Genomic DNA, 14,277 nt, shown 5'->3' with positions numbered 1-14,277 from the left:
AGTGGCTCTCAAGAAGTCGGATCTGTACCGCTCGCTGTGGCGGAGTTGCGACGAGCAGCGCGGTGGCATGGACGCAGGTCAGTTCAAGGACTACGTGCTGACGTTGCTGTTCGTGAAGTACGTGACGGACAAGGCGAAGTCCGACCCGCACTCCTTGATCGACGTTCCTGTCGGCGGGTCCTTCGACGACATGGTCGCTCTCAAGGGCGACAAGGAGATCGGCAGGAAGACCAACGACATCATCCGTCGGCTCGCCGAGGCCAACGGGCTGGAGAAGGTCATCGACCTGGCCGACTTCAACGACGAGGAGAAGCTCGGCAAGGGCAAGGACATGCAGGACCGGCTCTCCAAGCTGGTGACGATTTTCGCCGATCTCGACTTCCGCGGCAGCCGCGCCGGGGGCGAGGACCTGCTGGGCGGCGCCTACGAGTACCTGATGCGGCACTTCGCCACGGAGTCGGGCCGGTCGAAGGGGCAGTTCTACACCCCGGCCGAGGTCTCCCAGGTACTCGCCAAGCTCCTCGGCATCGGCGCGGAGACACGGCAGGACCACACGGTCTACGACCCCACGTGCGGCTCCGGCTCGCTGCTCCTCAGGGTGACCGACGAGGCTCCGCGCGGGCTGACCGTCTACGGCCAGGAGAAGGACAACGCCACCTGGGCGCTGGCCCAGATGAACATGATCCTCCACGGCTACGAGGACCGTGACATCCGCAAGGGCGACACCCTCACCAGCCCGCAGTTCACCCAGGGCGGCCAACTGCGGACCTTCGACTTCGCCGTCGCCAACCCGCCGTTCTCGACCGAGTCGTGGAGCAACGGCCTGGAGAACGACTACGGCCGCTTCGAGTTCGGCCGGCCGCCGCAGAAGAACGGCGACTACGCCTTCCTGCTGCACCTCCTCAAGTCCCTGAAGGACAACGGCAAGGCCGCGGTCATCCTGCCGCACGGCGTGCTGTTCCGCGGCCATGCCGAGGCCGCCATCCGCAAGGAACTGCTGAACCGTGGCTACATCAAGGGCGTCATCGGCCTGCCCCCGAACCTCTTCTACGGCACCGGCATCCCGGCCTGCGTCATCGTCCTCGACAAGGAGGACGCCAAGACGCGAACGGGCGTCTTCATGATCGACGCCTCCCAGGGCTTCATGAAGGACGGCAGCAAGCACCGCCTCCGCAGCCGGGACATCCACAGAATCGTCGACGTCTTCACCAAGCAGACCGAGATCGAGCGCTACGGGCGCATGGTGCCGCTCCATGAGATCGCCGGCCCGAAGAACGACTACAACCTCAACATCCCGCGGTACATCGACTCCTCCGAGCCGGAGGACATCCAGGACCTGCACGCCCACCTGCACGGCGGCATCCCGGACCGCGACCTGGACGCGCTCAACGGGTACTGGGAGGCGTTCCCGAGTCTTCGTACCACGCTGTTCCGGCCGAACCGCCCGGGCTACAGCGACCTGGCGGTCGGGGTGGCCGAGGTTCAGCAGGCGGTCCTGGACTCCGACGAGTTCCAGAAGTTCGCCGCGGAGGTCCGCGGCCGGGTCGACGACTGGTTCGCCGCACACCGGCCGGCCCTGCGCGCGCTCGATGCGGACACGGTCCCCAAGGACCTGATCGCCGGTATCGGTGACGATCTGCTGGCCCGGTTCAGGAACACCCCTCTGCTCGACGAGTACGACGTCTACGAACAGCTCATGACGTACTGGCACGACGTCCTGCACGACGACGTCTTCCTCGTCATGAACGAGGGGTGGTGCCAGGCGGCGAAGCCCCGCAGGACCATCGAGGACAAGGAACGCAAGCTCTCCGAGACCCCGGACCTCGTCATCGGCTCCGGGCGCGGTGCCACCAGGCACAAGACGGACCTCGTCCCGCCGGCGCTCGTCGTCGCCCGGTACTTCGCCGACGAGCAGACGAACGTCGACGCACTGCGCGCGGCGGCGGCGGACGCCAGCCGCGCCGTCGAGGAGTACATCGAGGAGCACGCGACGGAGGACGGCCTGCTCGCCCGGGCGATGGACGACGGCAAGATCTCCAAGGCCCTTGCCGCGACCCGCCTCAGGGCGGTTCGGCGCGAGGGGCTCGCGGAGGTCGACGCGGAGGAGGCCGAGGCGCTCCGGCAGCTGGTCCGGCTGTACGACGAAGAGGCCGGCGCCAAGAAGGCCGTACGAGAAGCCCAAGCCGCCCTCGATCTCGCGACGTTCAGGAAGTACGGAGAGCTCGACGAGCGCGAGATCAGGCACCTCGTCCTCGACGACAAGTGGCATGCCACGATCGCGAACCGGGTGGCCGGTGTCGCGAACTCCCTGACGTTCACGCTCGTCGGACGTGTCCGACAGCTGGGCGAGCGCTACGCGGAGACCGTCGGGGCCATCGACACGGAGCTGGAGCACTGGGGAGCCAAGGTGGCCGGCCATCTCACCGCGATGGGCATCGACCAGTGAGCGCCGGGGAAACACTTCCGCCCGGTTGGAGCCGTGCGCGGATCGACTCGGTCGGCACGGTGGTGACGGGCAGTACACCGCCGACCGGCGACCGCTCCAACTACGGCCAGGAGTTCCTGTTCGTCAGCCCCGGGGATCTCGGCCGGACGAAACATGTGACGGCGTCGGCCAAGATGCTGTCCGCCCGCGGATTCTCCCGGTCGAGACGGGTTCCCGCGGGCTCGACGCTCTTCGTGTGCATCGGCTCCACGATCGGGAAGGTCGGGCTCGCCGGTCGCGCTCTGGCCACGAACCAGCAGATCAACTCGATCGTCCCGACCGGCCAGGTCGACCCGGAATTCCTGTACTACGCCGTCAGTGCCCTGTCGCCCCTCGTGCGCGAGCGGGCCGGCGAACAAGCGGTGCCCCTGGTGAACAAGACGGAGTTCGCGGGGTTCGAGATCGCGTTGCCCGCTCTGCCGGAACAGCGCCGCATCGCGGAGAGCCTCGGGGACGTGGACGCCCTGATGTCCGTCATCGAGCGGATGCTCGCCAAGAAGCAGGCGATCAAGCTGGGCATGACGCAGCACCTCCTGACCGGCGGGACCCACCGCACCGGGCGCACCGACCGGCAGGCCGACGTGCGCCTGGGGGAGATCTCGGCATCCATCACGAAGGGCGCGACCCCCACGACATACGGGTTCGCCTGGGAATCCAGCGGCATCCCGTTCCTGCGGAGCGAGTGCGTCTCCGAGCGCGGCCTGGACCTGAGGCAGTCGATGTTCATCTCACCGGCCGCCCATCACGCCCTGCGTCGGAGCCGGGTCGCCGACGGAGACATCCTGATGACGATCACCGGCTATGTCGGCCGCGTCGTCCGCCTGACGAACACGGGCGAGGCGAACATCAACCAGCACATCGCCAGAGTGCGGATCAGGGACGGCCGGTTCGATTCCGGCTACGTGTACCACTACCTGTCGCAGCGCTCGATACGGGAGTACTACGAGTCCATCGTGACCGGTCAGGCATACCCGCAGATCAGTCTGGCGCAGGTCAGGAACACCGGCGTTCCCCCTCTCCCCCGCGAAGAACAGCAGGCGATCGCCACGGCGCTGGATGACGCCGACGGCGAACTGACCGTCCTGCGCCGACGACTCATCAAGGCACAGCAGGTGAAGCAAGGCATGATGCAGCAGCTCCTGACCGGTCGTACGCGCCTGCCCGCCGAGGGGGCCGCGCTGTGAGTGACGTCGGGCAACCCGAGCGCAGGACCCAGGACCGTGTCATCGCCCTGTTCCGCGACTCGTTGGGCTACGAGTACCTCGGCGACTGGGGACACCGTGCGGCGAACGCCAACGTCGATGTCGAGCTGCTCACCCGGAACCTCCGTGCCCGGGGCTACGCCGACCACCTCGTCACCAAGGCGATCGACAAGCTGAGGAGCGACGCCTCGCTCGGCGGCGGCCGTGATCTGTACGAGGCGAACCGGGACGTCTACGGCCTGCTCCGGTACGGGGTGAAGGTCAAGCCGGGTGCCGGCGAGCAGACGCGGACGGTGTGGCTCGTCGACTGGGCGCGTCCCGAGGCCAACCACTTCGCCCTGGCGGAGGAAGTGACGGTACGGGGGCAGCACACCAAGCGCCCGGACATCGTGCTGTACGTCAACGGCATCGCCTTCGGGACGATCGAGCTCAAGCGCTCGAAGGTCGCCGTCTCCGAGGGCATCCGGCAGAGCATCGGGAACCAACGCCCGGAGTTCATCCGGTCGTTCTTCACGACGGTCCAGCTCGTCATGGCCGGCAACGACGTGGAAGGGCTGCGCTACAGCGCCGTCGGCACGGCGGAGAAGTACTGGCTCGCCTGGCGTGAGCCCTCCGACATCGCCGGCCCGCTCGACCGGTCCCTGACCCAGCTCTGCTCCAAGGAGCGGCTGCTGGAGCTGGTGCATGACTTCATGGTCTTCGACGCGGGGCAGAAGAAGACCTGCCGACCCCACCAGTACTTCGGCGTCAGGGCGGCCCAGCAGCGGATCGCCGAGGGCGAGGGCGGGATCATCTGGCACACCCAGGGTTCCGGGAAGTCCCTGACGATGGTGTGGCTCGCCAAGTGGATCCGCGAGAACCAGCCGGACGCCCGCGTCCTCCTCATCACAGACCGGACCGAGCTGGACGATCAGATCGCGAAGGTCTTCCAGGGAGTCGACGAGTCCGTCTACCGCACGAAGAGCGGCGCCGACCTCCTCGCCACGTTGAACGCGAGCCAGGAGTGGGTGATCTGCTCCCTGGTCCACAAGTTCCGTGGCCCAACGGACGAGAGCGCCCGCGACGAGGCCGAGAGCGAGTTCGTGCGTGAGCTGAGGGAGACCGTCCCCAAGGACTTCCGCGCCAAGGGCACCCTCTTCGTCTTCGTCGACGAGGCCCACCGCACCCAGTCCGGCAAGATGCACGACGCCATGAAGGCGCTCCTGCCCGACGCCACGTTCATCGGCTTCACCGGTACGCCGCTCCTCCAGGAGGACAAGGACACCACCGTCCAGCGGTTCGGCAGTTTCATCCACACCTACCGGTTCAACGAGGGCGTCGCGGACGGTGTCGTGCTCGACCTGAGGTACGAGGCGCGCACCATCGACCAGAACCTGACCTCGCAGGCCAAGGTCGACCAGTGGTTCGAGGCCAGGACCCGCGGCATGACCGACCTCTCCCGTGCCGCGCTCAAGAAGCGCTGGAGCACCGTCCGGAAGGTCTCCGGCTCGGAGCCGCGCGCCCGGCAGATAGTCGACGACATCCTGCTCGACATGGAGACCAAGCCGCGGCTGTCGGACGGCCGCGGCAACGCCATCCTCGTCAGCGCGAGCATCTACCAGGCGTGCAGGTTCTACGAGCTGTTCACCCAGGCCGGGCTCAAGTGCGCCGTCGTCACCTCGTACACGCCCCACGCGAGCGACATCTCCAAGGAGGACTCCGGCCACGGAGCCACCGAGCGGCTGCGCCAGTACGAGATCTACCGGCGGATGCTCGCGGACCACTTCGACGAGCCCGCCGACCAGGCGATGGGCAAGGTCGAGCAGTTCGAGCGGGACGTCAAGGAACGCTTCGTCAACGACCCGGGCCGGATGCGGCTGCTCATCGTCGTCGACAAGCTTCTGACCGGCTTCGACGCGCCGAGCGCGACGTACCTGTACATCGACAAGCAGATGCGGGACCACGGCCTCTTCCAGGCGATCTGCCGGGTCAACCGCCTCGACGGCGAGGACAAGGAGTACGGCTACGTCGTCGACTACCGCGACCTGTTCAACTCCCTCGAGTCCGCGATCACAAACTACGCAGGTGGCGCCCTCGAAGGCTATGAGACCAGGGACGTCGAGGGGCTGCTGTCCGACCGGCTCGACAGGGCCCGTGACGATCTCGACGCGGCCCTGGAGAGGATCCGGACACTCTGCGGGCCGGTCGCGGCGCCGAAGGGCACCCTCCAGTACCAGCGGTACTTCTGCGCCGCCGAACAGGGCGACGCCGAGCAGCTCCGAGCCAACGAGACCAAACGGGTCGAACTCTACAAGGCCGTCGCGGCCGTGGCCCGCGCGTACGGCAACCTCGCCAACGACATGCGGGCCGCTCGTTACGGCGACGCCGAGGCCGCCGCGATCAGAAAGGAGATCGCCCACTACGCCGACGTACGGGAAGAGGTCAGACTCGGAGCCGGCGAGAAGGTCGACTTCACCCAGTACGAGGCCGGCATGCGGCACCTGCTCGACACGTACATCAGCGCCAGTCCCTCCGAGGTGGTCGCCGACTTCCAGGAGGCCGGACTGATCCGGTTGATCGCCGAGCAGGGGGCGGGAGCACTCGACAGGCTTCCCACGGGCATCAGGAAGGACCCCGAGGCGATGGCGGGGACGCTCACCAACACCCTGCGCAGGGTGATCGTCGATGAGCGCCCGACGAACCCGAAGTACTACGACAGGATGTCGGACCTGCTCGACGCCGTGCTCCAGGAGCGCCGGCAGGGAGCTCTGGACTACAAGGCGTACCTGGCGAAACTGCTGGAGACCGCGTCCCGCCTCGGCAAGGGCGACTCGGACACCGCGTACCCGGCATGGGCCGACAACGGTGCCCGCCGCGCCCTGATCGACTTCTTCGACCAGGCGCCGGAGCCGGCCGCGGTGGTGCACGCCACCGTTCTGGACACCAAGCCCGACTCGTGGGTGGGCAACGCGATGAAGGAGAAGAAGGTCAGGCGCGCGCTCGCCCAGGCGCTGCCCGCCGGCTTCGACCGGCTCGACGAACTGCTGGAACTGCTGAAGGCGCGCGAGGAGTACCACTGAACGCGAAGAGCGCCCACGGAGATCCGCGGACGCCCTTCCCATGAGGCCGCTACTTGAGCTCGTCCTCGGTGAAGTAGTCGTCCTTGACCAGGATCTCGTAGTTGGACTTGTCGACGCTGGTCGGCTGGAGCAGGACGGCGGGGACGGGCTTGACGCCGTTCTTGTAGCCGATGGCGTTGTCCACCCACGGGGTGCGGCCGTTGAGCACGTCGTCGACGACGGTCGCGGCGGCGTCACCGAGCTTGCGGACGTCCTTGTAGACGGTCTCCGACTGCTGGCCCGCGATGATCGACTTCACGGACTCCAGTTCGGCGTCCTGGCCGGTGACGATCGGGAGGGGCTTGATGGCGGTGCCGTAGCCGTGTGTGTGCAGGGCGGACAGGACGCCCCTCGATATGCCGTCGTACGGCGAGAGGACCGCGTCGAGCTTCTGGCCGGCGTACTTGGACAGGACGCGGTTCATGCGCTTCTCCGCGGTGGGGCCGTCCCAGCGCAGGGTGGTGATCTTGTCGAGCTCGGTCTGGCCGGACGGGACGACCAACTGCTTGCCGTCCAGGTACGGCTGGAGGAGGGCCATCGAACCGTCGAAGAAGTACTTGGTGTTGTTGTCGTCGGGAGACCCGGCGAACAACTCGATGTTGAACGGGCCCTTGCCCTTGTCCAGACCGAGCTTCTCGATGATGTGGTGGGCCTGCATCCGGCCGACCATCTCGTTGTCGAACGAGACGTAGTAGTCGACGTTCTTGGTGCCCATGATGAGCCGGTCGTAGGCGATCACCAGGATGTCGGCGTCGGCGGCCTTCTTCAGCACGCCGTTCAGGGACTTGTTGTCGATCGCCGCGATGATCAGGGCGTCGACGCCCTCCTTGACCAGCTTCTCGATCTGCGCGACCTGGGCCTTCGGGTCGTCGTCGCCGTAGACCAGCTTGGTCTTGTACCCCTTGGCCTTCAGGTTGGCCACCACGCTCTTGCCGTCGGTGAGCCAGCGATCGGAGGACCGGGTCGGCATGGCGATGCCGACGGTGCCGCCCTCTGAGCTGCCGGAGCCGCTGTCGGAGGTGTCGCTCTCGAGGCCACAGGCGGACAGGGTGAGGGCCAGGGAGGCGGCTCCGGCCAGGACGGTTCTTCGATCGAGCACGGTGATGGTTCCTTGTCCTTCTCGTCGTTGAGGGGATGACGGCGTGCGAGGGGAGCGGTCCAGCGGGGGGACGGTGACGTACGAACGACGCGAGGGTCGGCTCAGCGAGGTTCACGAGGTATGCGTGGGGGGCTGCGGGGGGGTTGCGGGGGGTGAGCAACTTGCTTGTGCCGCCCAGGAGTTGGGGGCGGTTTGGTGCGGTGCGTCACTCAGGCCTTCAACTGCCTTGCCGCCTATACGTCAGGCCGCGCCACGGCGTTCAGGTCGCCTACGGGCCGATCACGGCAATGCACTGAGCACTCGCCTTCCGAGCGTTCGAAATCTCGACATACGTGCGGAATGTTGGCGTGACGGTAAGGGGAGGTGTGCGTGGTGTCAACGGTGCGAACTGGAACGGTTACAGAAAGGTGCGAAGGTATGGGACGCGTGGGGAGGGTGAAGAATCCGGGCCGCGTCGACCGGTAATTCCTCGAAACATTCGATGCGTACGATCGAAAGTCGATCTCGATCGAGAGGCATTCGCCCGCCACCCCCGCACGTCAGCAACCTGCGACTGTTTCGCCAACTGTGCCGAAACCATTGACAGTTGTCGGGGACAGACCAACACTGCATGCGTTGACGGGGCTCCCCCCTCCGGCCCCCCACCGCCCTCTCCGAGGACGAGGAGGAACACGTCCATGAACGACGCACCCGCACCCAGCAACACCCCTGCCCCCACCCCCTCCACCCACCCCACCCGCCGAGGTGTCTGCGCCCTCCTGCTCGGCACCGGTGCCGCGCTGACCCTCCCCGGCGCCGTCGGTACCGCGCACGCCGCCACGGTCGTCACCACCAACCAGACCGGGACCAACAACGGCTTCTACTACTCCTTCTGGACCGACGCCCAGGGCACCGTCTCCATGACCCTGAACTCCGGTGGGAACTACAGCACTTCCTGGCGCAACACCGGCAACTTCGTCGCGGGCAAGGGCTGGAGCAACGGCTCCCGCAGGAACGTGACGTACTCGGGCAGCTTCAGCCCCTCCGGCAACGCCTACCTGGCGCTGTACGGCTGGACCTCGAACCCGCTCGTCGAGTACTACATCGTCGACAACTGGGGCACCTACCGGCCCACCGGCACGTACAAGGGCACGGTCACCAGCGACGGCGGCACGTACGACATCTACCAGACCACCCGCTACAACGCCCCGTCGGTGGAAGGCACCAGGACCTTCAACCAGTACTGGAGCGTGCGCCAGTCCAAGCGGACCGGCGGCACCATCACCACCGGCAACCACTTCGACGCCTGGTCGCGCGTCGGGATGCCGCTCGGCAGCTTCAACTACTACATGATCATGGCGACGGAGGGCTACCAGAGCAGCGGCAGCTCCAACATCACCGTGAGCGGGTGAGGGGATGAGCAGCCGCGCCATCCGCCGCCCACTCCGTTCCCTGCTCAGCAGATTGGCCGTCCTCGCCATGGCAGCAGCGAGCACCCTGACCGTCCAGGCCGCCGCCCCGGCACAGGCCGCCGCCTGTACCGGGTACGTCGGGCTCACCTTCGACGACGGGCCGTCCGGCAACACCTCAGCCCTGCTGAACGCCCTCACCCAGAACGGGCTGCGGGCCACGATGTTCAACCAGGGGCAGTACGCCGCCGCCAATCCGTCTCTGGTCAAGGCCCAGGTCAGCGCCGGTATGTGGGTCGCCAACCACAGCTACACCCACCCCCATCTGACCACCCTCGGCCAGGCCCAGATCGACTCGGAGATCTCCCGCACACAAGCGGCGATCGCCGCGGCCGGCGGTGGCACACCGACGCTGTTCCGGCCACCGTACGGCGAGACCAACGCGACCGTGAAGGCGGTCGAGGCCAAGTACGGGCTCACCGAGATCCTGTGGAACGTGGACTCACAGGACTGGAACGGCGCCAGTACGGACGCCATCGTCGCCGCCGCCGGACGGCTCACCGACGGCCAGGTCATCCTCATGCACGACTGGCCCGCCAACACGCTCGCCGCGATCCCGCGGATCGCGCAGGGGCTGGCGGCGCGCGGGCTGTGCGCCGGGATGATCTCGCCGACCACCGGCCGAGCCGTCGCCCCCGGCGGCGGAGGCGGTGGCGGTGGCGGCAACACCGGCTGTACGGCCACGCTGTCCGCAGGGTCCTCGTGGAGCGACCGGTACAACCTCAACGTCGCGGTCTCGGGTTCCAGCAACTGGACCGTGACGATGAACGTGCCCTCGCCCGCGAAGGTCCTCTCCACCTGGAACGCCACCGTCAGCTATCCCGGCGCACAGGTGCTGACCGCCAAGCCCAACGGCAGCGGCAACACCTGGGGCGTGACCATCCAGCACAACGGCAACTACACCTGGCCCACGGTCTCCTGCACCACGGGCTGACCCATCAGGGCGCGGCGGCCCCGCCGATGGCCGCCGCGCCCGCTGTTCGGCCTGGGTCAGCAGCCCATCGCCCACACATGGGCGTCGCCGCGGTCGTTGGCGGTCGCGTTGTAGCCCACCTCGTCGCCCGGACGGAGGCAGATCGTCATGGCCCCGCCCGTGGACGGGAACTGGATCGCGGACTCGTAGACCTTGACGTGGTCCTTGACGCCGGGGCCGGAGATGCCGTGGTTCGCCCACGAGGAGTCCTCGTCGGCGATCCAGCTCTCCCACCACTCGTCGTCACCGGAGGCGTTCATCCGCTGCCCGCCGAAGTTCGCGTCGGTCCAGGCGCAGAAGTTGCCGCTCGGACACTCCGCGGCCGACGCGGGCGAGGCGGTGGCCAGGCCCGTGCCGGTGGCGAGGACGGCGGCGACGAGCAGGGAGACGTACTGCTTCACAAGTAGTGCCTTTCCAGGGAGGTGGTGGTGCGATGCGTCGACAGCCGGACTAGGAGTGGTTGTACGACGCGCTCAGCAACGCCCGGGCCTCGGTGAGGCCGTGGGCGCGCAGTTCCTTGTAGGCGGCGCGGTCTTCGCGCGGGGCCCGGGACTTGAGGTTGTTCACGAGCGTGACGGCGCGGAACCAGCGCCGCTGGTCGCCGTAGAGACGGCGTTCCGCGGCGGCGAGGCAGCCGTCGGTGTGGTGGCCGACGATCTGTCCGCCGGGCAGTTCCAGGGTGAGTTCGGCCCGGCCGGTGCCGAACAGGGCGCGGTCCACGGCCCCGGAGGCGGCGGGACCGCCCGGCCGGGGCGGAGTGAGGCCCTGGCGGGTCAGACAGCGGTCGGTGAGCAGGACCTGGGCCGCCTTGAGGGTGTCGGCCGGGGTCAGGGACACGGCCGGTTGTCGCGGGCCGCCGCAACTGGTCGCGCACACGGCCAGAAACAGCGCCGCGAGGGCGCGCAGGACGCGGCGGTTCACCCCGGCTGGCAGTCGGAGTGCGGGGTGGTGTCGATCGCGTCGACCTTGCCCGACCACTCCCAGTTCTCGGAGTAGTCGCCCCCGTAGACCGTGCGTTGCAGACAGGGGCCCGAGCGCGGGAAGTGGAGGACGTACGTGGTCCGGTTGACCTGGGAGCTGAAGGACTGCGCGTTTCTGCGCACCGCGTTGTCGAGTTCGGCGTATCCGCCGCGGTTGGCGTCGTAGCACCAGCCGCCGCCCATCTCGCCGGGCTGGGGCCAGAAGCAGACATGCCCCGGCTGGACGGCGACGGCTGCGGCCTCCGGGGCGGGGGCGAGCGCGAGCGCGGTGAGCGCGGCGGCGGACAGGGCGAAGGTGACGGAGTGTCGCAAGGGAACCTCGGGGGGCGGCGGTTGGACGGTGCACGCGCTGCCTTCCCGCCCTTCGACCTGCGCAAGCACGGCGAGCACGGACGTCACTCGTAACAGTGAGTAGTCATATAGCAGGCGTCGCTCCGGTAGGGTCCGGAGCATGGTGACTGCGATCGTCCGCGACTGGTACGACGAGGAAGGCTGGGGCGTCCTCGACTCCCCCGAGACCCCGGGCGGCTGCTTCGCCCACTACTCCGACATCCAGGCCGGGCAGGGCTCCTTCCGCAACCTCACCCCCGGTCAGCGGGTACAACTCGCTTGGGAGGCACCGGGCTTCAAACAGGACGGATACGACTACCGCGCGGTGTCCATCGTGCCCTGACAGCCTCCCCCGGCTCGACCGTCCTGGCCCGCTCCTTCGTCAGCGCCTTGGTGACCGGGCGGGCGAGCAGCGGGTCCACCGGCAGCACATGCGAGGCGAACCAGCGGGCGGGCTCCGGGTCCGGCGCCGGGTCGACGAACTCCGCGCCCGCGTAGTCGTCCAGCGGCGGGTCGTAGAGATACCCGGAGACCACGCCGTGCCCCACCAGGCGCTCCACCAGAGCGTCCCGGTCGGCCACCAGCAGCGGCACCCGGAAGAGCGGCAGCGGCCCCTCGCTCCCGGCCCGCTCACGCACCGCCGGGGAGGCCCAGGGGGTGCCCGCGAGTAGCGTCACGCCCGCCCGGCGGCGGGCGAGGTCGGCGTCCAGACGATCGAGCCGCAGCTTCAACTGGGCGCGCACGAACGCCCCGTGGCGGACGCGGTAGTCGTGCAGGTCGACGCGGATCCAGGGATCGTACGGCGGCAGACCGGGCGCCTCATGCGCGGCCAGCGACAGCCGCGGCGCGTGCAGCGGCATCCGGTAGGCGTCGCGCTCCAGCAGGCCGAGGCGTTGCATGGCCCGCCAGGTGGGGCGTACGAGGTGCAGGGCCTTGACCGTCGAACGGGCCAGGGGGCGCAGGGTGACGGCCAGGTCGGCGCGGAGCCGGGCCGGGGTGAGGAGGTCGTCCCGCAGCAGCTCCAGCTCCCGCCGGGTGCGGGCGTCCTCGACCGCGAGGAAACCGCCGGCCATCGCCGCCACATGCTTGGACAGACTGAAGGCGGCGGCCTCACCGAAGGTACCGACGGGCTGTCCGGCCACCTGCGTGCCGATCGCGTGGGCCGCGTCCTCGATGAGCGGGATGCCCAACTGGGCGCAGCGTCTGCGGAGTTCGCCGACGCGGTCCGGGATGCCGTAGAGGTTGGTGGTCAGCACCGCGTCCAGGGAGCGCCAGGTGGACTCCGGTACGGCCGCCGGGTCGATGTTGCCGTCCCAGGGGGAGACCGGGGCGGTCACGGGGCGCAGGCCGGCCGCGAGGACGACGAAGAGGATCACGTCGTCGTTCACCGGGGACATCAGCACGCGTCCGCCGGGGCGGCACCAGCGGCGCAGGGCCAGGTACAGGGCCAGTCGGGCCGAGGGCGTGTAGACGCACTCCCGGCCGAGCCGCCGCGTCATCGTCGCGGCGAGCCGCGATCCGTACGGCATCGTCACCTCGTCTGTAGATCAGTGGAGGGGGCTGCTTCGTCGGCTACTTCGCCGGCGGTGACGTGCGCAGGCCGCCGATCGTCTTCAGCAGACGGTCGGCCGGATCGCGGAGCCGGGGGTGGGCCAGGACCGTGTTGCGCAGGCCCCGGACCGGTCTGCGCCACATGCGGTGGGCCGCGGCCACCGGGTGCGGGCGGACCGCGAAGCCCTCACCGACCCGTAGCTCACGGGTCTTGAGCCAGTCCTTGTACTCCTTGTCGCCCCGCCCCAGGTCCAGCACCCGCACCCCTTCACGCCCGGCGGCCTCGGCCATCCGCAGATGCATGAGCAGGCCCGGGGAGTAGTAGCGCAGTTCGGGGTCGTACGCCGTGAACCAGGCCGCGAAGACGGTGCGGGAGGTCGGGCCGAAGTGGGCGGCGACGGGGCGGTCACCGGCGTAGACGACGGACAGGACGCCGGTGAAGTGGTCCTCGCGGACCTGGAAGAGATGCTCGGTGAGGTCGACGATCCAGGGGCGGGCGAAGCGGTCCATGCGTCCCGTGCGGCGGTACTGGGCGGACTTCCAGCGCATCAGCTGCCGCAGGGCCTCCGGGTCCCGCTCGTCGAAGACGAAGCGCAGCTCACCGTGGTCGCGCGCCAGTCGGCGTTCCTTCTTCAGGACCGTCTTCGCCAGGCCGGGGTAGGTGGCCCGCAGCCACTCCGGGTAACTGCCCTCGGCCGCCTTGAGATCCACGACCGGCGAGGCGAACGTCCCCGTGACATACCGGCCGAAGGGCTTCTGCTCGTCGACGAGATGATCGAACTCGAACACGGAGAGGCCGCAGGCCTTCAGCAACTCCCCGGTGTCCCAGGTGACTCCGGAGCGGTGGACGAGGGCCTGGCAGTCGGAGAGCCCGAGCCCGATCGCCCGCCCGACCCCGAACGGCCCCCGCTCGTAGGGGAAGAAGCCGACCGCCTCCGCACCCTCGTGCAACACCGCGACCCGCGCCCCGCCCCGATGACGGCCCACCCCGGCCGCGAACTCGGGGGCCAGGAAGGGGTTTCCGAAGTCCGGGGACTCGTCCATCACCCGGTGCCAGGCGGCGCGGAGCGTGCTGCTGAGCTCCTCAGGTCTGTGGATCGTTATCCGGTTT

General features: G+C 68.6%; 12 protein-coding genes. 6 read left to right on the top strand and 6 right to left on the bottom strand.

Annotation, left to right across the window (positions count from 1 at the left end; genetic code table 11):
- Position 1 precedes the first annotated feature (1 nt).
- The 3 genes from OG885_RS26230 to OG885_RS26220 are packed head-to-tail and all read left to right on the top strand — an operon-like array spanning position 2 to position 6,746.
- Complete coding sequence (locus OG885_RS26230; RefSeq protein ID WP_405735663.1) at positions 2 to 2,446, top strand: N-6 DNA methylase; 2,445 nt, start codon at positions 2 to 4, stop codon at positions 2,444 to 2,446.
- Complete coding sequence (locus OG885_RS26225) at positions 2,443 to 3,669, top strand: restriction endonuclease subunit S (protein WP_405735661.1); 1,227 nt, start codon at positions 2,443 to 2,445, stop codon at positions 3,667 to 3,669. Before OG885_RS26230 ends, OG885_RS26225 begins: the two co-directional genes overlap by 4 nt.
- The gene (locus tag OG885_RS26220) at positions 3,666 to 6,746 is read left to right on the top strand and encodes a type I restriction endonuclease subunit R (protein WP_405735658.1); all 3,081 of its coding nucleotides are present in this window, start codon (positions 3,666 to 3,668) and stop codon (positions 6,744 to 6,746) included. Before OG885_RS26225 ends, OG885_RS26220 begins: the two co-directional genes overlap by 4 nt.
- Positions 6,747 to 6,795: 49 nt before the next feature.
- Here OG885_RS26220 and chvE read toward each other — a convergent pair whose 3' ends face one another.
- The gene (chvE, locus tag OG885_RS26215; protein ID WP_405735655.1) at positions 6,796 to 7,884 is read right to left on the bottom strand and encodes a multiple monosaccharide ABC transporter substrate-binding protein; all 1,089 of its coding nucleotides are present in this window, start codon (positions 7,882 to 7,884) and stop codon (positions 6,796 to 6,798) included.
- Positions 7,885 to 8,561: 677 nt separating this feature from the next.
- On the opposite strand from chvE, the gene OG885_RS26210 reads away from it, so the two are divergent.
- Positions 8,562 to 9,275, top strand: coding sequence for a glycoside hydrolase family 11 protein (locus tag OG885_RS26210; RefSeq protein ID WP_405735652.1), 714 nt, complete (start codon positions 8,562 to 8,564; stop codon positions 9,273 to 9,275).
- 4 nt (positions 9,276 to 9,279) lie between these two features.
- Complete coding sequence (locus OG885_RS26205) at positions 9,280 to 10,266, top strand: polysaccharide deacetylase family protein (RefSeq protein ID WP_405735649.1); 987 nt, start codon at positions 9,280 to 9,282, stop codon at positions 10,264 to 10,266.
- Between the two features lie 56 nt (positions 10,267 to 10,322).
- On the opposite strand, the gene OG885_RS26200 is transcribed toward OG885_RS26205, so the two are convergent.
- Genes OG885_RS26200 through OG885_RS26190 form a run of 3 tightly spaced genes read right to left on the bottom strand, consistent with a single transcriptional unit; the run spans position 10,323 to position 11,597 of the window.
- Positions 10,323 to 10,706 carry a peptidase inhibitor family I36 protein gene (locus OG885_RS26200; protein ID WP_329338037.1) on the bottom strand — a complete coding sequence of 128 codons (384 nt, stop codon included), beginning with the start codon at positions 10,704 to 10,706 and terminating at the stop codon, positions 10,323 to 10,325.
- A 49-nt stretch (positions 10,707 to 10,755) separates the two neighbouring features.
- Positions 10,756 to 11,226 (bottom strand): hypothetical protein, encoded by a 471-nt coding sequence (locus tag OG885_RS26195; RefSeq protein WP_405735646.1) that lies wholly within the window; start codon positions 11,224 to 11,226, stop codon positions 10,756 to 10,758.
- Positions 11,223 to 11,597: a hypothetical protein gene (locus OG885_RS26190; protein WP_405735645.1), complete on the bottom strand. Its 375-nt coding sequence runs from the start codon at positions 11,595 to 11,597 to the stop codon at positions 11,223 to 11,225. The genes OG885_RS26195 and OG885_RS26190 overlap by 4 nt, the downstream gene beginning before the upstream one ends.
- A gap of 139 nt (positions 11,598 to 11,736) precedes the next feature.
- Here OG885_RS26190 and OG885_RS26185 point away from each other — a divergent pair, with 139 nt between their 5' ends.
- Positions 11,737 to 11,958 carry a cold shock domain-containing protein gene (locus OG885_RS26185; protein ID WP_399961012.1) on the top strand — a complete coding sequence of 74 codons (222 nt, stop codon included), beginning with the start codon at positions 11,737 to 11,739 and terminating at the stop codon, positions 11,956 to 11,958.
- Here OG885_RS26185 and OG885_RS26180 read toward each other — a convergent pair.
- Positions 11,912 to 13,144 carry a DegT/DnrJ/EryC1/StrS family aminotransferase gene (locus OG885_RS26180; RefSeq protein ID WP_405735642.1) on the bottom strand — a complete coding sequence of 411 codons (1,233 nt, stop codon included), beginning with the start codon at positions 13,142 to 13,144 and terminating at the stop codon, positions 11,912 to 11,914. The genes OG885_RS26185 and OG885_RS26180 overlap by 47 nt on opposite strands.
- Before the next feature lie 43 nt (positions 13,145 to 13,187).
- Positions 13,188 to 14,210: a GNAT family N-acetyltransferase gene (locus OG885_RS26175; RefSeq protein WP_405735639.1), complete on the bottom strand. Its 1,023-nt coding sequence runs from the start codon at positions 14,208 to 14,210 to the stop codon at positions 13,188 to 13,190.
- Positions 14,211 to 14,277: the final 67 nt, after the last annotated feature.

The sequence above is a fragment of the Streptomyces sp. NBC_00028 genome (genome assembly GCF_045041065.1).
In the GTDB taxonomy this organism is placed as follows: domain Bacteria; phylum Actinomycetota; class Actinomycetes; order Streptomycetales; family Streptomycetaceae; genus Streptomyces.
This window is presented reverse-complemented; position numbering and strand designations above follow the sequence as displayed.

What these genes read in the sequence shown, in the direction of transcription:
- OG885_RS26210 (WP_405735652.1), top strand. Translation starts at nt 8,562, where the DNA reads ATGAACGACGCACCCGCACCCAGCAACACCCCTGCCCCCACCCCCTCC.
- OG885_RS26205 (WP_405735649.1), top strand. Translation starts at nt 9,280, where the DNA reads ATGAGCAGCCGCGCCATCCGCCGCCCACTCCGTTCCCTGCTCAGCAGA.
- OG885_RS26185 (WP_399961012.1), top strand. Translation starts at nt 11,737, where the DNA reads ATGGTGACTGCGATCGTCCGCGACTGGTACGACGAGGAAGGCTGGGGC.
- OG885_RS26180 (WP_405735642.1), bottom strand. Translation starts at nt 13,144, where the DNA reads ATGCCGTACGGATCGCGGCTCGCCGCGACGATGACGCGGCGGCTCGGC.
- OG885_RS26175 (WP_405735639.1), bottom strand. Translation starts at nt 14,210, where the DNA reads ATGGACGAGTCCCCGGACTTCGGAAACCCCTTCCTGGCCCCCGAGTTC.